The organism is Chitinophaga oryzae (assembly GCF_012516375.2).
GTDB lineage: Bacteria > Bacteroidota > Bacteroidia > Chitinophagales > Chitinophagaceae > Chitinophaga > Chitinophaga oryzae.
The window spans coordinates 7,988,782-8,008,607 of the sequence record NZ_CP051204.2 but is presented as its reverse complement, the minus strand read 5'-3'; the positions used below and the strand labels follow the sequence as shown (position 1 = coordinate 8,008,607).

Sequence of the window (19,826 nt, the reverse complement as noted above, 5' to 3'; positions counted from 1 at the left end):
TTGATCATTTGTGCATTTGGTTATTGGTTTCATTGATGAATGCCCCGGCTGCCCTTCAATGGCTAAATAACCAAATGGTCAAATAGCTAAATGTCTAAAACCGTTCCTTTTTGAAAAAACTAATCCCAATTTTAATAGCTTGCTGGCTGTTACCGGGCGTGCTGTATGCACAGCGCGGTAACAAAACATCGCGTGCGGCGCTGGAAAGCCGTAAAAAGGAACTACAGAAAGAAATACAGGAGGCCACCCGCGCCTTGCAAAATACCCGCAGGTCCACCAAACAAAACCTCGGACTGCAGCGGGAGCTGCAGCAGAAAATAGACAGCCGTAACGCACAGATCAAAAACATCAACATAGAAATCAACCAGCTGGACGGCGCCATCAGCAGTACTAACGATAACGTACAAACGCTGGAAAAAGAAGTGGACTCGCTGCGCGCCCGTTATGCCCAACTGGTAGTATATGCCTATAAAACCAAACGGGAGTACGATGTGCTCAACTTCCTCTTTTCCGCCACCAGCTTTAACGACGCCCTGCGCCGGTACCAGTACCTGCGGCAGTATAGGGAGAACCGCCGCCGGCAGGCAGAAAGCCTGTTATCTACCAAAGTACTGCTGGCGCAGAAGCTGGAAAACCTCGAACAGGAACGTACCCGGAAAGCCGGCGTCCTGTACTCCGAACAAAAACAAAGAGGAGCACTGATCGCGGATAAAAAAGAAACCGATCAGACCATCGTGCAACTGCAGCAACAGGAGAAAGAATTACAGCAGAATATCCAGAAAAGCCGCGCAGAAGCCAGGCAGGTAGACCGTGCCATCCAGGATGCTATTCGCCGGGAAATAGAAGCTGCCCGCAAAAGGGAGCTGGCTGCTGCTGCCGCCCGTAAACGCGCCGCTGCGGCCAAAGCAGCAAAACGCAGGGCAGAGCAGGAAGCGGCACGCAAACGTGCTATCGCCGCCGCTAAAAAGGCCGGCCGTAAACCGCCGCCGCCCCCCAAACCGGTGGCCGACAGCGAAGAAGAAGAGGCTGCACCGGCGGCGAAAGAAGACGTGCTGGCCGCCACGCCGGAAGCGTTATCGTTGTCCCGCGACTTTGAAGCCAACCGGGGAAGGCTCCCATGGCCCGTTGACGCCGGAAGGATCACCGGCCGCTTTGGTACCAGTACCGTCGGAAAAGTAGAAGTGGAACACAATGGCATCGTGATCGCTACGGCAAAAGGCGCTGCGGTGAAAGCGATCTTCGATGGAGAAGTGATAATGGTATTCAGTGTTCCGGGCGCAGGGTATATGGTTACCCTACGCCATGGAAGATATTTTACCAACTATGTCAGGCTGGTAGATGTAAATGTCAGAAAAGGCATGTCCGTGAAACGCGGCCATGTGCTGGGCGCTGCCGCCGCCAGCGCACTGGCGGGTAACGGAGAGATAGAATTACAGATCTATCGCAACATGGTACAGCAGAACCCCGAACGATGGATACGCAGCCGTTAGAGTAACTGCGCCTGCTGTTGCAGTACCTGCTCGTACAATGCTTCGTATTTCGGAATGATATTGTCAATATGGAAACGTTGCGCCTGCGCCAGTGCGCCTTTCCGCAGTTTAGCCAGCAAGGCGTCGTCCTGCAGTAGCTTAATGGCATGGGCGGCCATACCGTCCACATCTCCCACATCGCTCATATAGCCGGTTTGACCGGGAATATTGATCTCCGGTAAACCGCCGGCATTCGAAGAAATGACCGGGACCTGCGCTGCCATGGCTTCCAGGGCAGCCAGGCCAAAGCTCTCATAGTCGGAAGGAAGGAGGAAAAGATCGCTGATAGACATCACGTCTTCCAGTTGTTCCTGCTTACCCACAAACCGCACATCTTCACAGATACCCAGCTCGCGGCACAGGCATTCGATAGTAGGCCTGTCAGGACCGTCGCCCACCAGCAGCAGCTTGGAAGGCACTTCCTGTCTTACTTTTGCAAATACCTTTACCACATCGGGCACCCTTTTCACTTTACGGAAGTTGGATACGTGCAGCAATATTTTCTCGCCGTTAGGCGCAATGGCATTGCGGAAATGAGGCATCTCGCGGCGGCTGAACCGCTGGGTATCTACGAAGTTGTAGATCACGGAGATATCTTTCTCTATCTGGAAATACTTATAGGTTTCGTCCCGCAGATTTTCAGATACGGCTGTAATAGCGTCTGATTCATTGATGGAGAAAGTTACCACCGGGGCGTAAGTCTTGTCTTTGCCTACGAGGGTGATGTCTGTACCGTGCAGGGTGGTGATAAAGGGCACTACCCGGCCCTGCTTGCTAACGATCTGTTTAGCCATGTACGCAGTAGAAGCGTGAGGGATGGCATAGTGTACGTGGAGCAGGTCCAGCTTCTGGTTCAGGATAACGTCCACCATGGTGCTGCTGAGGGCAGACTCATAAGGCGGAAAATCGAAAAGAGGATAGGTCGGTACCTGTACCTCATGGTAGTATATGTTGGCGTGAAAAGCATTGAGCCTCACGGGCTGTTGGTAGGTAATGAAGTGTACCATATGGCCTTTGTCTGCCAGGGCCTTGCCCAGCTCGGTGGCCAGCACGCCACTACCTCCGTATGTCGGATAACATACTATTCCTATGCGCATGATCTTTATTTTAACGAACGGAAAGCGACAAGTAATAAAGCCCTGATAATGTGTGCCAGCGACCAGATTACTTTGCGTAACGAAGGTAACGCTGAAATTCGAATTAGCGGAAACCGCTAAACCATTTATTTGTTATTTGTAAGAACCCTGCCAATTAATTAGTTTTATTGCAAAATTTAGCCGCTTATATGAGAAAACGCCTTTTGCCAATGCTGTTGACCTGCCTGTTACCGGCAGTAACCAGGGCTCAGCAGTCAGACTCCCTCGTTTTAAGACAGATGGCCGACGAAATCCTGAGAAACAGCACTGCTTATGAAAACCTCCGCGTACTGACAAAGACCATCGGCGGCAGGCTGGCAGGCTCTCCTCAGATGGTAAAGGCCGAACAGTGGGGCGTAAAAGCCCTGAAAGCCGCCGGGGCAGATACGGTTTACCTGCAGGAATGTATGGTGCCGCACTGGGTACGGGGTGAAAAAGAAGAAGCCCGCATCGTCTCAAAGCTGCGTGATTTCGTGCCGCCATTAAATATCCTCGCCCTCGGCAATTCCGTAGGCACCGGCAAAGCCGGTGTTACGGCCCCTGTCGTGGAAGTGTCCTCTTTTGAAGACCTGGAAGCGAAAAAAGACCAGGTAAAGGGCAAGATCGTGTTTTATAATTACCACTTCAAACCGGAATTCATCAAGACTTTTTATTCTTATGGTGATGCCGTGAAGTTCAGAGGTCAGGGCGCCAGCAAGGCAGCCAGATACGGCGCTGTAGCGGTGATTGTACGCTCCATGTCCCATGGGGCCAATAATTTCCCGCATACCGGCGCAATGGCGTATGACCCGAAATATCCGAAAATACCGGCCGTAGCGATTGGCCTGCAGGATGCCGACCGCCTGAGCGCCCGGCTGAAAAGAGACAATTCCGCCAAAGTATTCCTCCGCACCACCTGCGAGATGCTGGAAGATGTTGTTGGTCATAACGTGATCGGCGAGGTCCGCGGCAGTAAAACCCCAGACCAGTACATCACGGTAGGCGGCCATCTCGATTCCTGGGATGTCTGCGAAGGCGCGCATGACGACGGCGCCGGCTGTGTGCAGTCCATCGAAGTGCTGCGCACTTTCAAGGCACTGGGCATCAAACCCGCCCGCACCCTGCGCGTAGTGCTGTTTGCCAACGAGGAAAACGGCACCCGTGGCGCTAAAAAATACGCGGAGCTGGCAAAGGAACGTAATGAAAAACACATACTGGCACTGGAAAGCGACGCCGGTGGCTTTACGCCAAGAGGCTTCACTTCCACCATGGAGCCGGAGAAAAAAGCGAAAATGATCAGCTGGAAGCCCCTGCTGGAGCCCTACGGACTGTATGACCTGGAAGGAGAAGGCGGCGGCACCGACGTTGGACAGCTGCACGCAGCACTGGGAACCCCCATGGTTGAACTTTCTCCTGACAGCCAGCGTTATTTTGATATTCATCACGCGGCCAACGATGTGTTTGAAGCAGTGAATAAACGCGAACTGGAACTGGGCGCCTTTGGTATGGCCGGTCTGATTTATCTCGTGGATCTTTACTTTTGATCATAACGTTTACTAAACTATTCACATGGGCCGGTTTATTTTTATTATCATTACTATCATTGTCCTGGTACTGGGCGGCATTTTCCTGTACAAGTTTTACTTCGTCTTCGGCAGAGGCGTAAAGGCGGGTGAACTCAACTACTTCGTGGAAAAGGGCTATGTCTTCAAAACCTATGAAGGGAAACTCATCCAGTCCGGTTACAAAGGCCGTACCGCGGGGACCATTCAGTCCAATGAATTCCAGTTCTCCGTAGCGGACGAGCGTGTTGCGCAGCAACTGATGACTGCCAGCGGCAAAACCGTGGAGCTGCACTACAAAGAATACCTCGGCGCATTGCCATGGCGCGGCTACAGCCCGTTTATCGTGGATAGTGTTATCAGTGTCAGAGACGCTTCCGGCAGAGATCTTCCATAAATTACGAATTACGAATTACGAATTGAGGGCTTCCTTATGGAGCGGTTACTAAATAACCTTTCCATAAGGAAGCCCTCAATTCGTAATTCGTAATTCCGTAATTGCTTTAGGCGTGGAGTAAAAATATCGCCGGCCGCTTATGCAGGTCCGGCAATGCTTTGCGCCATTCTTTGATAGTTTTTGTTTTGATGTATTCTTCCGGTCCGGTGATATCAACGGCCACGCACAGCCGGGTATGATCTTTACAGTGGTCCAGTATGTCTTTCAGCAGTTGATTGTTACGGTAAGGTGTTTCTATGAACAACTGTGTTTGTTTTTTTCGTTCGGATTCGTCTTCCAGCTGGCGCAGCGCTTTGCCTCTCTCCGGGGCTTTGATGGGCAGGTAGCCGGTAAACTGGAAGTTCTGGCCGTTCATGCCGGAAGCCATCAGGGCCAGCAGCATAGAGTTGGGGCCTACCATGGGGACCACGCGGGCATCGATGCTGTGGGCAGCCTGCACAACGAGGTGGCCCGGGTCTGCGATAGCAGGGCATCCCGCCTCGCTTAATACGCCGATATCGGTACCTGCCAGTAGATGTTTCTTCGCCAGGGCTATGTCTGGTGGCTGGTTTTCATGCATCGGCAGCAACTGCAGTTCATCGATATTGATGTTTCTGTCCAGCGCTTTCAGGTAGCGACGGGCAGTCCGCTCATTTTCTACATAGAACACGCGCAACTGCTGTGCGATCGTAGTTATATAGGCAGGAATGCTGAACAGGGCGTCAGCGCTCAACACAGTGGGGATCAGGTACACTTTGCCTGTAGCACTCATGGTTATATCAGTTTTTTATGTTGTAAATCGATGGTGGCGGCGATCACGGCGTAGGAGGGAGCCAGCATCCAGCCTACTACCGGTACCAGCATGAAGATGTAAAACACCATGCCGTTGCCCAGCGCCATTCCGCGGTGCTGGCGGATAAACTGTATGCTCTGTGCCATAGAAAGGCGGTGGCGTTCGCAGCTGTAGTCCATCATGGAAAAGCCATAGAAATAAGCTTCGATAAAAAAGCCGATCATGGGTGTGATCCATCCTACCACGGGGATAAAGGATACCACCAGTAATATCAGGATGGCGCCCGTCTGGTATATGATGTTGCGGAAAGACATCCGGATGCCGCGCCAGATGTCCTGCCCCAGCTGTGCCCAGCTGAAGGGAAACTCACGGTACTCGAGAATAGCTTCTGTTTTCTCCGACAGGTAGGAGAAAACGGGGGAGGCTACAATGAGAAAAAGGTATTTGAAATAGGAAAAGTACCAGAACACAAAAACGATGCGGACAGAGAAGGCCACCAGGATAAACAGGAAGCTCAGCCAGCTGCTCTCCAGGTCCTGTACCCATTCGGTGATATGCAGCAGTCTGGTCAGGTATTCCACAAAATCACCTGAATAGCCCCAGACAAAATAAAAGCCGGTGAAAAACAGTAAACAGTAAATGATGCCGGGTATCAGGATCCACTTCCACAACTTATGTTGCATAATGAACTGATGGGCTTTTCCATATGATTGAATGGCCGACAGTACTTCTCTGAATGAAAACAACAACGCCTGAGATTTTTTTGGTGACAGAAAATTTTGATGATGAACGAAACTAAGGCAAAAATATTTCAAATCCGGCCAGGATTTACTGAAATCGCTGATTTTGTGTGGCTCATGATAAAAAAAACCGTGCAGCCTAAGCAACACGGTTTTGATATATGATCAGGTGACAGACACGGTGTCAGAAACGGGGACACAAGGTTTTATACTTGTTGTTCTCGTTCCGGGTATGGATGTAGATCAGGGAGATCTCCAGGCCGCCGCGGGCATTGGAGGCAGGACGCAGGCTGGATACGTTGGTATCGTAGGTCATACCTACCTGGAAGCCTTTGATCTGCATGCCTACATAAGGTATGATAGCGTCTTTCATGCGGTACCAGCTGCCGAGGAACAGTACGGTTGGGTTGTTCTCGTCTATTTCGCTGAGTGTAAAACCATAGGCGCCGCCGAAGGTAAATTCAGAGGCGGTGCTTTGCTTCATGTACAGGATACTGGTGTGAAAACGGTCTTTCCCGTTGACCGGTACAGAGCCGCCGCCGTGAACGGTCCAGCGGTAGCTGAGGCGGTTCTGGGTCTGGTCCATGAAAGATTCTACCGGTTGGGTAATATGATAATAGGAAGCGCCCAGGTAGATGTTGGACGATTCTCCGATCAGCCCGTTGTACAGGATGCCGATATTGGGATCGAAGTAGGATATTTTCGGGTTGACCAGTGTTTCGTTGCTGGGAATCAGCGGGTTATACCCGTTGTTGTCCATCTGGTTTTCGAACTGCAGTTTGGTGTTGTCTATCCTCTTCTGTACCAGCGTTCCCTGTAAACCAATGGCGATGGTATGGTTGCCTTCCGGGTCCAGCCCTTTATGATAGGCGGTGCTGGCCGACAGGTAGGTAGAAGTAAGGGCGCCGCCACCGCTTCTGTCGTACATGGCCATCAGGCCCACTCCCCAGATGTCCGTGTAGGAGATGACGTTTTTCAGGATACCGAAATCAATGGCAGCGGTGCCGGTCACAAAGGGCGTAGAGATGCTGCGCCATTGCGAACGGTAGTTGCCCGAAATACGGTAATCGCCTGAAAATAAACCTGTAAAAGCCGGGTTAAGGGTGAGCGGAGACGCAAAAAACTGCGAAAAGTGCGGGTCTTGTGCCCGCAGTGGATTTAAATAGAAGAATATGGTCAAGAATAGTAATAAAGCTCTTTTCATATGATAAGCTTAAAGCATAGGGTTTATGCAGTAAGGGTGAAGGTACACCAAATATGTTATATTTCAAATTAAATCCATGTGTAAAAATATTAATACGGAATGAAAATCCTGTCGCGTATAATAAATTTACGGATTTAACAATTTAAATAATGGTGTAAAATCGTGTGATATACTTCCATTATTTAAATCGCCAAATCCGTAAGCTGTATTCAGAAAATTCCTTTTATTAAACGCCGCGCCGGGATTATTGTTGTAATTTATTTCCAAAAGCCAGATCTCCGGCATCGCCCAGACCCGGTACAATATAGCCTTTGGCGGTCAGTTCATCATCAATATCTCCAGCCCAGATGGTAATATTGGCTTTGGTATTGCGCAGCACATATTCGATACCCACGGTGCAGGCAATGGCCACTACCAGGTGAATGTGACTGGGTTTGCCGATTTCCTCCAGGTGCTCGATGGTTTTTACCAGGGAAGAACCCGTAGCCAGCATCGGATCGGAAAGGATCAGCACCTGTCCTTCAATGGAAGGACTGCTCACATATTCCAGGCTGATATCGAAAGAGCCGTCGTGGTTGTGTTTACGATAAGCGGAAATAAATGCATGGTCGGCCTTATCGAAATAATGCAGCAAACCCTGATGGAGCGCCAGCCCTGCCCGCAGAATAGTAGCCAGCACCGGCTGTGTTTTCAGCACCCGGCAATTGGCGATACCCATAGGCGTGGTCACTTCTTTCTCCACATAATCCAGTGTTTTGCTGATTTCGTAGGCGGCTACTTCCCCCAGCCTTTCCATATTACGCCGGAAGCGCATACGGTCCTGCTGTACTTCCACATTCCGGATCTCGCTTAGCCATTCACCTACCAGCGAATTTGTTTCACTTAAATTGATTATCATATATCTGCTTCGCTTTGAAGCGGCAAATTACCGAAAATATATGTAACCTATTCCTGATCCTTGCTGACCAGCTGCGCTTTTTTCACCAGCTGAATAAACTCCGCCCGGTACCCTTCTTTATCCTGCCCTTTGGCGGAAGATGCCAGTTGCAGCACATCGTTGTAGGTGATAGTGCCTTTAAAGGCAGAATTACGCAACAGCTGCCCGAAAGCCGCCGCGGCGGTGGCCATCCGGAAGTCTTCAGGGGCCTCGGTGATCTGCTGCCGGTTGTAGGGCAACACCTGTTCCATCAGCTTGCTCGTGTTTTCCTGAGGTTGCTTATAGCGCAACTTTACGGTCAGCACTTCCGGAAGATGGCCCACAACGGTGTTCTGCTGGTATTTCAGCGGATCTACCCAGTTAACGCCCTTGCCGGCCTTGTCAGTGGCGGAAATGATTTCATACAGGGCGGTCACGGTATGCCCCACGCCCATATCACCGGCGTCTTTTTTGTCGTTGTTGAAATCTTCATTATTCAGTAACCGGTTTTCATAGCCGACTAACCGGTACGACTGCACGAAAGCGGGGTTGAATTCCACCTGCAGCTTCACATCCTTAGCGACGGTGAACAACGTACCGCCGAATTCGGTCACAAAGGTACGGCGGGCCTCTTCGAAATTATCGATGTAGGCGTAGTTGCCATTGCCTTTGTCGGCCAGCAGTTCCAGCTTGTTGTCTTTGTAGTTGCCCATGCCGAAGCCCAGCACCGACAGGAAGATACCCTGCTGCCTTTCTTTTTCGATGAGCCGTTGCAGCTCCCCGTCAGAGGAAGCGCCGACATTAAAATCTCCGTCGGTGGCCAGGATGATACGGTTGTTGCTGTTGGCGCTGCGGTGCTCGGCCGCTATCTTGTAGGCCAGCTGTATGCCCTCGCCCCCGGCAGTGGAACCACCTGCCTGCAGGGATTCCATGGCCTCCAGGATTTTCTTTTTCTCATTGCCGCTGGTAGAAGGCAATACCACGCCGGCAGCACCGGCATACACCACCACGGCTACCCGGTCTTCCGGGCGCAATTGCTGTACGAGCGCCGCGAAAGCGCGTTTTACCAGGGGCAGTTTGTTCTCTTCGTCCATAGAGCCGGACACATCGAGCAGGAACACCAGGTTGGAAGGCGGCAGCTCACGGGCATCCACGTCTTTGCCTTTGATGGCAATGCGGACCAGCTGGTGACTGGTATTCCACGGGCATACGGCCATATCGGTATAAATGGCTACAGGATCTTTTCCGGTGGGTGATTTATAGTTATAGTCGAAATAATTGATCATCTCCTCTATACGTACTGCGTCCTGCGGAGGCTGAACGCCCTGGTTCAGGAAACGGCGCACATTGCTGTAGGAAGCCCTGTCCACATCAATGCTGAAAGTGCTCAACGGCTGGTCGGTAGCGGTATGAAAGATGTTTTCCGTGATGGCGCTGTAGTCTTCCGTATTAAAATGGTTTGCCGGCGCACGGCGCTTTGTATTGCCGTAGTTAACAGCTACGCCGGCTACTTTACCCTGCAGCGCGTATGTCATCGGTGACGCTACCGGCGTGGAAGACGGTTCTGACAACGGCTCCGGGGCCTTATGCACATAACCGGTAGTGATCACTTCTTCCAGCAACCTGTCATCTTTGGCGTTAACAGGATGTAGGACGGATTGCATGTTGATGACAATGGATGAGAGGCCGGCAGTAATTTGTACAGTGGTGGTTTCATAATCCGTGGCTATGGCTTCAAGGGTTAACGGGCCGTTGGGGACGTTCAGGGTAAACCGGCCTTTCTGATCGCTGTGGGTGATGGCTTTACCACCTTTTTTGAGGCTGACGATAGCACCGCTGATAGCGGCATGGGTCTTTTTGTCCTGGACACGACCTGTAATGGTGCGCATCTGCGCGGTCGCCTGCATCACCAGCAGACAACTCAACAACAGCAGGGAGAGGTATTTTTGCATAATATGGGTGTTTTCTGCCGGCATGATGCAGGGGATATCATCGATTCCATAAACCGGTTAAAAAAAATTACCGGAAGGGAAACCCTACCTTTGCCAAAATTTTAGTTGAATGGTATACAATGTAATAGGTACCATGTCCGGCAGCTCGTTGGACGGACTGGATATCGTTTTTGCCGAGCTGACGGAAATCAGGGGACAATGGACTTATGTCATCAAGGCTTCGGAAAGCCTGCCTTACGAACCGGAATGGGTGGAGAAACTGGCCGCGGCCACCACTTTGCCTGCAAAGGAATACCTGCTGCTGCACACAGCCTACGGGCATTATGCCGGCCAGCGTATCCTGTCTTTCATCGAGAGAAATGAACTGGACCATAAAGTACATTTTATAGCATCCCACGGACATACGACTTTCCACCTGCCCGGTCAGCAAATGACGGCCCAGCTGGGAGACGGCGCAGCCATGGCGGCGGTAACCAGGCTGCCGGTGATCACCGACCTGCGCGCAGTAGACGTAGCGCTGGGCGGACAGGGAGCGCCTATAGTGCCTATCGGGGAGAAATACCTGTTGGGCGGTTATCAGTTCTGGCTTAACCTGGGCGGTATTGCCAATATCTCCGCGCAACTGCCGGATGGTTTCGCGGCATTCGACATCTGCCCGGCCAACCGGGTGCTCAACGAGCTGGCCCTGCAGCTTAATAAACCCTATGATGAAGGCGGCGCACTGGCGGCCGGCGGCGTGACCGATACCGGTTTGCTGGCGCAACTGAACGCATTGCCTTACTACCGGCAACCATGGCCTAAATCACTGGCCAATGATTTTGGTACAGATACCGTGCTTCCCATGGTCAACGGACTGCGTATATCCGTTCAGGGCAAACTGCGGACTTACACAGAACACATCGCCGCACAGATCGCGCAGGCGGCGGGCCAGCTGAAAGCTACCATGCCGGAAGGTCCTGCTAAACTGCTGGTGACCGGTGGCGGTGCTTTCAATACTTTCCTGGTGGAGACGATCCGCCAGCAACTGACCCCGCTCGGCATTGATGTGGAAGTGCCCGACGAACTGACCGTAGCGTTTAAGGAAGCGCTGGTCATGGCACTGATAGGCGCTTTAAGATGGAGGCAGGAGGTGAATGTGCTTTCTTCTGTAACAGGAGCAAAGCAGGATTCTATCAATGGCGCACTCTGGATCAGCCAATAAAACGACGGACCATATAATATTAACGGCGGCAGACCTTTGGATCTGCCGCCGTTTTTTCGGGAGATATAGAACTGGCGTTATGCTTCTACCGGTGTAAAGGCAAATTTGTCGCCGTCAAACAGGCCCAGGTCACTGAGCTTCAGATGCGGGATCACCAACAGTGCCATGAAAGATAAGGTCATGTAGGGTGAGGCGAGCGTAGCACCCAATAGTTTGGCCGCCTGGTCGAAGCGGCTGTACTGTTCAGCGATCGTATAGCCGTCGAGGTTGCTCATGAGCCCGGCGACGGGCAGTGGCAGTACCTGCGCGTCCTGTTGCTCTGCCAGGCTGATACCGCCCTGATGAGCGATCACACCGTTGATAGCAGCGCAGATGCTGGCGTCGTCGACACCGGCGGCGATAATATTATGGCTGTCGTGTGCCACAGAAGAGGCAATAGCGCCGCGCTGCAGGCCAAAGCCGCGGATAAAGGCAATCGCCGGCGGGGCCTGCCGGTAACGGTTCACAACCACCAGCTTAATGACATCCTGTTGCGTATCGCAGGCGATATGCCCGTCCTGTACCGGCAGCGTGGCCTGCAGGGCGTTGGTGATCAGCTGTCCGTCCATAGCTTCCATTACTTTGACAGTCGCGGCAGGGCCGGCGGCAGCCACCCTGAAATCAGCCGGCGCTGACGGTCGGCACACGAAGTTGTTCACTGCAGGAGTATCTACCGGCTGGATCAGCGTTTTACCGTTTTCGGCTACTTTAATACCATTGATATATGTTGCGAGGATAGGAAAGGCTTTGAGATCGCCGGCAATGATAAAATCTGCCGGATCGTTTTCCCGCAGCAGGCCTGTGTCCAGCCGGTAGTGCAGCACCGGGTTGATGCAGGCGGCACGCAATACCTTAAACAGATCGATGCCGTGGCCAAGCGCCCGTTTTACCAGCTGGTTGATATGTCCTTCCACGAGGTTGTCCGGATGCTTGTCATCACTGCAGAACATGATTTTTTCCGGGTGATCGTGCAGCAGGGGGATCAGGGCTTCGAAGTTTTTGGCGGCGCTGCCTTCGCGGATCAGCACATGCATGCCGTAGTCAATTTTTTCCTTGCCTTCTTCCAGGGTAAAACATTCGTGGTCAGTGCTGATGCCTGCGGCGATATAGGCTTGCGCCGCTTCGCCGCGAAGCCCCGGTGCGTGGCCGTCTACCGGTTTGTTATACTTTTTGGCGGCTGCTATTTTGGCCATCACGTCGGGGTCCTGGTGCAGTACGCCGGGGAAGTTCATCATTTCAGCCAGGTATTTGATATCGTCGCGTTGCAGCAGCTGATCGATATCGGCCACGTCTACGGTGGCCCCGGCTGTTTCGAAGACGGTGGCGGGCACGCAGGACGGCGCGCCGAAGTTAAATTTAAAGGGTACTTTCCTGCCATTGTCCAGCATGAACTGCACGCCTTTCACACCCATTACGTTGGCTATTTCGTGAGGATCGCTAACCGTAGATACGGTGCCATGCACGACTGCGAGGCGGGCGAATTCCGAAGGGATCAGCATGGAGCTTTCTATATGTACGTGGGCGTCTGTAAAGCCCGGGAGGATAAAATGCGGATAGTCGTTGGTGTTACGGACGATCTGCCGGATGCGGCCGTCCGCAATATGCAGCGTGGCCGGGTAAATTTCCTGTTGCAGGATGTCTACAATATTGCCTGAGATCTGATAACTGTTCATGCCGTAAAGCTAAGGAATAGCCGGCATTTTCAGCGTTTGCGTTGCGGAAGCTGCAAAAGGAGGTACGTTTTTTGGTGCCCTTGTCCATTCAAAAAAAAGACCGTGTTTATGAGATATGCAAAGATGTTTTCACTGGCAGCAGGGATGGTGATAGGCAGCATCAGCCTGCAGGCCCAGACAGTGAACGAGATACTGGACAAATACACTGCTGCTTTGGGTGGGACCGATAAGCTGAAAGCCATCAAAACACAATATACGGAAGGGGAGATGACGCTGAACGCCCAGCAGGGCCTGAAAGTCCCTGTCAGAAAGTGGGTGAAACAGGACCAGGCGATGCGGATGGAGTTTGACATCCAAAATACCAAAAATATACAGGTAGTGCGCAAGGATGCCGGCTGGCAATATATGCCGGTGACCACCAACCAGAACGTGGAGGAGATAGATCCCGCCGTTCGCAAGCTGATGCAGCCGCAGCTGGATGTTACCGGGGAGCTGTTTGATATCGCAGGCAAAGGTAAAAAGGTGGAGCTGGCAGGTAAAGAGACGCTGGACGGCGGAGAGGTATATAAGCTGAAAGTGACCACTGCCGAAGGACTAAATGGTTTTGCATACCTGGACGCCAACACTTTTTACCTGGTGAAGGCGACGAACGAGATCGATATCAAAGGGCACAAAGCAGAGCTGATAACGCGCTTGTCTGATTACCGGAAAACGGTGGATGGCTATGCTTATCCCGCACAGGTGGAGCAAACGACGGCTGACAATAATGTGAAGATCCGCGTGAACAGGGTAGAGGTAAACCAGCCAATGGCAGATTCCCTTTTTGAGAAGCCTGCCGCTAAATAAGGAGAGCAGGAGGCCGGGGCGGATGCCCCGGCGCTGCGTTATTTATACAGTTTTATCATTTCTTTGGCTTCTGAAGCCAGTTTATCCGCCAGGTGCTGTGGCTCCAGTACTTTTACCTGGGCGCCATAACTCAGCAGCAGCATGGTCAGTTCAGGATTGATTACTACCTGCAGGGCTATACGGCATTCCTTACTATTGTCTGCCAGCACCTGCTGGGAGGAATGGATCGGCTGCGACTTGATATATTTTCCCTGTCTGGGGGAGAAGGACAGCACCACTTTTTCCGGTTCGCCATCATGCACGGTGATACCGATCGCATGCTGGAAGTAGCTGGCGTCGTCAAAATTCTTTTCATCAAAATGTTTCATGGTGGGCCACAGGTTCACCACCCTGTCCAGTGCGAAGGTGATGACTGCCCCGCCCCTGGTCTGCTGGCTTTTGCCGATAAGGTAAAAGCGGTGCTGGTATTCCCGCAGGTGGTAAGGTTCCACCCAGTGTTCCTTCGGTTCGTTACGGTCAAAGCTCTGGTAGGCGATGCGGATCACTTCCAGGTTTTTGATGGCGTCTACTATATCGGGGATAAACTGGGCGCCCTTGTATTGGGTGGTGCGGGTGAATTTGATGAGCCCTTTGTGTTGCAGGGCTTCCCGGTTCATTTTGAGGCTCGCGGCTATTTTGAGGATAGCGTCTTCAAACTGTTGCACAACGGGCAGGCTGCGGAACTGCTCGAGTATGCCGATAGCGATTTCCAGCCCCTGCAGGTCAGCTTCCTCAATAGGGATATTGCTGATGGAGAAGGAATCATCCGCATAACGGTACGTGCGGCTGCTACGGTCATATACGATAGGCGCCATATAGTTGAGCTCCGGGTCCTGGCGCATGTCCTGAATATCTTTCTGAATAGTGCGGGTAGAGATCACCGCATCCATTTTGTCCGATACATATTCTATCAGGTTTTCCAGGGTGGGTTTGGGCAGCCTTTTGTTGCGCAAACGCTCGTCTATCCAGCGATAGCGCGAAACTGCGTCCTTGTTCTTTGGCACAAGCGTAAAATTTTGGCTTAAAAATACGCATTTCCGGGCTTCAGGGGGAGATGATAAAAAAAATTTCACACGTTGTTGTCACTACGCAAATCCCTTGCGTGAGGAGCCGGTAGCTTTGTATTGTTATCAAAAGCTGATAGTTATGAGTAAAGCACATACATCAACAGCAACTATGCAAATGCAGGCCATTTCAGTGGGCCAGATCATTATGGACGATTCCAACTATCTGACATTATGGGGTCATGTGCAGCAGGATGGCGTGTGGTATCCTTGTGATCTTGTAACTACTTATGAAGTAATGAATACAATGTTAAGGTACAGCCATGAAAAAAATGATGCCGTACAAATGACCATTGTGAGGAAGTTGGAAACGATGCACCACATCCCGGAACTGATTGACATAGAGGTAGAGCTGGGAAGTGCAGTGGTTTTTGATAACATGCTCTTTTACATGAGCAGGCCGGAACACCATGAATGGGAGATCTGTGCGGATGATGCCTGCTATTTTATTCAAAAAGTGGTGGCTATGCCGGTGACGCCTCCGGTACCGCCGATGCGCGCAGCGCTTGCGGAGAAAATGGAGGAGTGCCTGCAGACACTGCGCAACAAATATGACCTATACCTTGGATTTATTGAAATAGACCTGGAAGAGGAAGCTGCCCGCGTGAAAGCCGGCCTGACCGATGATCTTAGTTACAGTACGGCTTATTATGCCTGGCAGCTACATCTTTCTGAGCCATCTTGATTGAAAACCCCGTTTTTTCATCCGGATGTTTGTGAAACCCTTGTCCATTGTCCCTTTAACCCGTGAAATATCCTTGTTTGTTAGTTCCATTTTTTACAAATCCCGTTGATTGAATCCAGTTTGTTTGCCCCCGTTTGTTAACCTCAAAACCCTATTTATGCCCTGGCCATTGTAGTTGTGTTTAACCCTGATTCATCCATTGTCCGCGGCCGCCGGGTTTTTACGTTGACTTGCCTGCGTAAGCCCGTCCGTCGGAACAGGCAGTTACTGTCAGGAAAAGCCTGCCGGTAGCGGCCGCGGTAACCCGGATCATCTGTTGTGGCCCCGTCATCCATTGAGCCCGTAAAGTTCGATAACCGTGGCAGCCTGCCTGCCCCGAGGTCCATTACCCTCGCTGGTGGCAGCCCCCGTGGCGAATCGGTGCCAAACGGTTCATGGTTGTTTATCCCTGAAATAATCCATTGTGACCCTGAAGAGACAGGCTGCACATTTCCCTATAGGTGCAGCCTGTCTACCCAAACTACCTGCCGGTTCCCTGTTTTCGCCTTCCTGGTTTTAAACCAGGAGGGTACCCGGTCGGAGATTTACTTTCCTGTTTCTAGTTGACTTGTGGCGTAGGAAGATGCCGCTGCGGTATTCATGGGAGATTTGTTTTCCCGTTTTTTAGTGGGAAAGGTGCCTGGCCGACAACGACGAAAATCAGTAGCGTATTAAAAAATCCAGGTAAACGGACCCACTTTATCCAGTTCGCAAAAAAAAGCGATGAAAAAGTGAAAAAGTTATTTTAAAGTCTATAATTCTTGTAGGAAAATGCTATTTTTGGTCAAGTAAATTGTGAAACTATGAGTTTAAGACTGGGCGATACTGCTCCCAATTTCAAAGCTAAGACCACAATAGGAGAAATAGATTTTTACGAATATCTCGGCGACAGCTGGGGCGTCCTGTTCTCCCATCCTGCTGATTTTACCCCTGTTTGTACAACAGAACTTGGCAAAACAGCCCTCCTGAACGGCGAATTTGCCAAAAGGAACGTTAAAGTGCTGGCACTCAGCGTAGATCCGCTGGATAAACATATGAGTTGGATAGGAGATATTAACGAAACGCAACATTGTGACGTAACTTTTCCTATTATTGCAGATGAAGACAAAACGGTAGCCAACCTCTACGGTATGATTCACCCGAATGCTTCTGAAACATTTACCGTAAGATCACTGTTTATCATTGGTCCCGATAAAAAAGTAAAACTGACGATCACCTACCCGGCATCTACCGGCAGGAACTTCAACGAAGTTTTACGCGTTATCGACTCCTTGCAGCTGACGGCTAAATACAGCGTAGCTACGCCGGCAGACTGGAAAGACGGGGAAGATGTTATTGTGACGGCAGCAGTGCCTACGGCAGAAATACCGGAACGTTTTCCGAAAGGCCATAAAATTATCAAGCCTTATCTGAGAACAACACCACAGCCAAACAAATAAAAAACGAAACAAAAGGAGCCGATCCACTTACACAACCAGGTGCCGGCTTTCACTATAAGAGTTTTTAATGGTTGGTTTTTGATTTTTACGAAGCGGGGATTTTTCCCCGTTTTTTTTTGCCTGATAGCCGGGTTATTTAATATTTTAACCTGTTGGTGCCGCTCTAAGCAGCGGTGCGACCCGCTGGTGGCGATAATGGCAGATGACGGACCGCGGAAGCAAATATGGTGAATGCATCAAAAAAGCCCGCCGGCATAATGCCAACGGGCCAGTATTAAACCAAAACGACTTGTGTCTTATTCATCGGTAATAGCGCCTGCTACTACAGGCTCCCAAATACCCCAATATCAAAATTTTAAAATTTCAAAATGCTTCGGTTACCGGTTTTTCCGTAATTGCGTAACTACCGCATTGATATCTTTCGGCAGCGGGGCTTCTACGGTATAGGCCTTGCCGGAAGGGTCTTTAAACACCAGCATGGCAGCATGCAGCGCCAGGCGGGAGAGCAGGGGGCGTTCTTCTTCTGTATGTTTGCCCAGCTTGAATTTTTTCTTGATGGACGATAACAAAACAGGCTGAGGGCTGCCGTACAGTTCATCTACCGCAATCGGGTGACCGAGATGTTTCATGTGCACCCTGATCTGGTGGGTACGGCCGGTATGGATCCTCCATTTCATGAGGCTGTAAAGTCCAAAAGACTCCAGTACTTCATAGTCTGTCAAAGAAGCCTTGCCCTTGCGGTTGGTCACCATCTTCCCCTTCTGTACCGGATGTTCCATAATACCTTCGTTGACAGAACCTTTTTCCGGCGTGGGAACGCCATGTACCAGGCCAAGGTAGTATTTCTCCACATCGCGGCTTTCAAACAGCTGGGAGAAGTATTTGTGGGCCGCTTCGTTGCGGGCGAACAGGATAATGCCACTGGTATCGCGGTCCAGCCGGTGTACGGTGAATATTTCCCCGTAAGCCTTTTTCATGACGGCTATCAGGGACGTTAGTTCATTGTCGTGCCGGTCGGGCAGCGTCAGCATGCCGGATGGCTTGTTCACAACAACAAAATCAGGTGTTTCCAGTAAAATATGCTCTTCTAATCGCACCGGTTATTTTTTAAAATGTTTCAGCAGGATCACTTCTTTTTCGTTGAGATAACGCCATTGGCCACGATTGAGCGTCTTTTTGGTGAGGCCGGCATACATCACGCGGTCCAGCTTTTCCACATTGTAGGAGAGGTGCTCAAAAATACGACGGACGATACGGTTCTTGCCGCTGTGGATCTCGATACCGATCTGTTTTTTGTCCTTGGGGTCCACATACCCTAACGCATCTACGTAGGCTACGCCGTCTTCAAGGGTAAGACCGGCAACGATCTGATCGAAGTCCGTTTTGGTAAGCGGCTTATCGAGCTCTACCTGGTATATCTTTTTGATGTTGTGCTTGGGATGGGCGAGCGTCTGCGCCAGTTCGCCGTCATTGGTGAGCAGCAGCAACCCGGAGGTATTGCGGTCCAGGCGGCCCACAGGGTACACCCTTTCTTCGCCGGTGGCATCCTGGATCAGGTCCATTACGGTTTTGCGGCCTTCGGGATCATCGGTGGTGGTGATAAAACCTTTCGGCTTGTTGAGCAGGATGTACAGCAGGTTTTTGGTCAGATTTATTTTTTTATCCGCCAGCGTCACGGTGTCGGCGCTGGTCACCTTGGTAGCGGGCTCCAGTATCACGGTGCCATTGACGGTCACTTTGCCTTCTTTGATGAAGTCTACCGCTTTGCGGCGGGAGCACAGGCCACAGTGGGCGATGTATTTGTTCAGCGGCATTTCGCCCGGAGCGAAAGAACTTTCTTTGGCTTCTTTTTTATGGCCGGCGGCCTGTTGACTGCCGGTGCTGCCTCCGCTTTTGGCGGCCATCCGCCTTTCCTGTTTGTCGGTAAAGCGGTCGTTGGTGCGGTCAAAGAATTTTTTACGGTTAAAGCCGCTGGGTGTTTCCTTTTTGGCGCCGCTTTTTGCTTCGTTGAAGTCTCCATGGAAGGAGCTTTCATCTTTGCGGGTATAGCTGTCGTTTTTTTTACCGAAAGGTTTTTTGTCACCGTAGGTGCGTTTGCGGAAAGCGGGTTTCTCGTCATCGCGGTTGTCACCGGAGAAGCCTTTGCGTACGGGCTGTTTACCGTCGCCGAAGCTGCGTTTTCCGGAGGCTGCTTTGTCGTCCCTGGAGAAGTCTTTATCACCGAAGCTGCGTTTGCGGGGAGTGGTTTTATTATCTCTGGAGAAATCCTTATCACCAAAGCTGCTTTTGCGGGAAGGCTGCTCTCCGTTGTCAAACGTACGTTTGCGGAAGGTGGTGTTGCCATCCTTGCTGTAAGTACGTTTACGCTGAGCGGGAGCATCTCCTGCATTATCTTTTGCAGATGCTCTTCCGGGCCTTTCGCCGTCAAAGGAGGAGCGGTTGCGGTTGCCTGCTGCCGGCTTGTCTGTGTTGTCCGTTTTTCTTCCTTTAAAAGGAGCCGGGCCCTTCTTAGCAGGTTGTTTCTTCTTCATAAATTATTATTAATTGATGGCCA

General features: G+C 51.2%; 17 protein-coding genes. 7 read left to right on the top strand and 10 right to left on the bottom strand.

What is annotated here, in order from left to right:
- Positions 1–110 precede the first annotated feature (110 nt).
- The gene (locus HF324_RS31700) at positions 111–1,490 is read left to right on the top strand and encodes a murein hydrolase activator EnvC family protein (RefSeq protein WP_168807648.1); all 1,380 of its coding nucleotides are present in this window, start codon (positions 111–113) and stop codon (positions 1,488–1,490) included.
- Here the strand turns inward: HF324_RS31700 and bshA are convergent.
- Entirely contained in the window at positions 1,487–2,626 is a 1,140-nt protein-coding gene (gene bshA, locus HF324_RS31695) for an N-acetyl-alpha-D-glucosaminyl L-malate synthase BshA (RefSeq protein WP_168807646.1), read from the bottom strand. The genes HF324_RS31700 and bshA overlap by 4 nt on opposite strands.
- A gap of 188 nt (positions 2,627–2,814) precedes the next feature.
- On the opposite strand from bshA, the gene HF324_RS31690 reads away from it, so the two are divergent.
- Positions 2,815–4,188 carry a M20/M25/M40 family metallo-hydrolase gene (locus tag HF324_RS31690; RefSeq protein ID WP_168861615.1) on the top strand — a complete coding sequence of 458 codons (1,374 nt, stop codon included), beginning with the start codon at positions 2,815–2,817 and terminating at the stop codon, positions 4,186–4,188.
- A gap of 25 nt (positions 4,189–4,213) precedes the next feature.
- Positions 4,214–4,603 carry a hypothetical protein gene (locus HF324_RS31685; protein ID WP_168807642.1) on the top strand — a complete coding sequence of 130 codons (390 nt, stop codon included), beginning with the start codon at positions 4,214–4,216 and terminating at the stop codon, positions 4,601–4,603.
- 106 nt (positions 4,604–4,709) lie between these two features.
- Here HF324_RS31685 and HF324_RS31680 read toward each other — a convergent pair whose 3' ends face one another.
- The 5 genes from HF324_RS31680 to HF324_RS31660 all read right to left on the bottom strand — a co-directional run bounded on the left by HF324_RS31680 (position 4,710) and on the right by HF324_RS31660 (position 10,247).
- Positions 4,710–5,414: an SAM-dependent methyltransferase gene (locus HF324_RS31680; protein ID WP_168807640.1), complete on the bottom strand. Its 705-nt coding sequence runs from the start codon at positions 5,412–5,414 to the stop codon at positions 4,710–4,712.
- A 2-nt stretch (positions 5,415–5,416) separates the two neighbouring features.
- A complete protein-coding gene (locus tag HF324_RS31675; RefSeq protein ID WP_246269340.1) occupies positions 5,417–6,118 on the bottom strand; it encodes an EI24 domain-containing protein in 702 nt (233 codons plus the stop codon).
- 241 nt (positions 6,119–6,359) lie between these two features.
- On the bottom strand, positions 6,360–7,379 hold the full coding sequence (locus HF324_RS31670; protein WP_168807636.1) for a PorP/SprF family type IX secretion system membrane protein: 1,020 nt from the start codon (positions 7,377–7,379) through the stop codon (positions 6,360–6,362).
- A 244-nt stretch (positions 7,380–7,623) separates the two neighbouring features.
- A complete protein-coding gene (gene upp / locus HF324_RS31665; RefSeq protein ID WP_168807634.1) occupies positions 7,624–8,277 on the bottom strand; it encodes a uracil phosphoribosyltransferase in 654 nt (217 codons plus the stop codon).
- A 47-nt stretch (positions 8,278–8,324) separates the two neighbouring features.
- On the bottom strand, positions 8,325–10,247 hold the full coding sequence (locus HF324_RS31660; RefSeq protein WP_168861614.1) for a vWA domain-containing protein: 1,923 nt from the start codon (positions 10,245–10,247) through the stop codon (positions 8,325–8,327).
- Between the two features lie 109 nt (positions 10,248–10,356).
- Here HF324_RS31660 and HF324_RS31655 point away from each other — a divergent pair, with 109 nt between their 5' ends.
- Entirely contained in the window at positions 10,357–11,448 is a 1,092-nt protein-coding gene (locus HF324_RS31655) for an anhydro-N-acetylmuramic acid kinase (RefSeq protein ID WP_168807631.1), read from the top strand.
- Between the two features lie 77 nt (positions 11,449–11,525).
- Here HF324_RS31655 and ade read toward each other — a convergent pair whose 3' ends face one another.
- On the bottom strand, positions 11,526–13,160 hold the full coding sequence (gene ade / locus HF324_RS31650) for an adenine deaminase (RefSeq protein ID WP_168861613.1): 1,635 nt from the start codon (positions 13,158–13,160) through the stop codon (positions 11,526–11,528).
- A gap of 108 nt (positions 13,161–13,268) precedes the next feature.
- Between ade and HF324_RS31645 the strand changes: the two genes are divergently transcribed.
- Positions 13,269–14,006 carry a LolA family protein gene (locus HF324_RS31645; RefSeq protein WP_168861612.1) on the top strand — a complete coding sequence of 246 codons (738 nt, stop codon included), beginning with the start codon at positions 13,269–13,271 and terminating at the stop codon, positions 14,004–14,006.
- Between the two features lie 38 nt (positions 14,007–14,044).
- Here HF324_RS31645 and HF324_RS31640 read toward each other — a convergent pair whose 3' ends face one another.
- Complete coding sequence (locus tag HF324_RS31640) at positions 14,045–15,049, bottom strand: helix-turn-helix transcriptional regulator (protein WP_168807626.1); 1,005 nt, start codon at positions 15,047–15,049, stop codon at positions 14,045–14,047.
- Between the two features lie 142 nt (positions 15,050–15,191).
- On the opposite strand from HF324_RS31640, the gene HF324_RS31635 reads away from it, so the two are divergent.
- The gene (locus tag HF324_RS31635; protein WP_168807625.1) at positions 15,192–15,794 is read left to right on the top strand and encodes a hypothetical protein; all 603 of its coding nucleotides are present in this window, start codon (positions 15,192–15,194) and stop codon (positions 15,792–15,794) included.
- Positions 15,795–16,636: 842 nt separating this feature from the next.
- A complete protein-coding gene (locus HF324_RS31630) occupies positions 16,637–17,272 on the top strand; it encodes a peroxiredoxin (protein WP_168861611.1) in 636 nt (211 codons plus the stop codon).
- Positions 17,273–17,649: 377 nt separating this feature from the next.
- On the opposite strand, the gene HF324_RS31625 is transcribed toward HF324_RS31630, so the two are convergent.
- Positions 17,650–18,369 carry an RluA family pseudouridine synthase gene (locus HF324_RS31625; RefSeq protein WP_168807623.1) on the bottom strand — a complete coding sequence of 240 codons (720 nt, stop codon included), beginning with the start codon at positions 18,367–18,369 and terminating at the stop codon, positions 17,650–17,652.
- A gap of 3 nt (positions 18,370–18,372) precedes the next feature.
- The gene (locus tag HF324_RS33760) at positions 18,373–19,803 is read right to left on the bottom strand and encodes a pseudouridine synthase (RefSeq protein WP_258539341.1); all 1,431 of its coding nucleotides are present in this window, start codon (positions 19,801–19,803) and stop codon (positions 18,373–18,375) included.
- Positions 19,804–19,826: the final 23 nt, after the last annotated feature.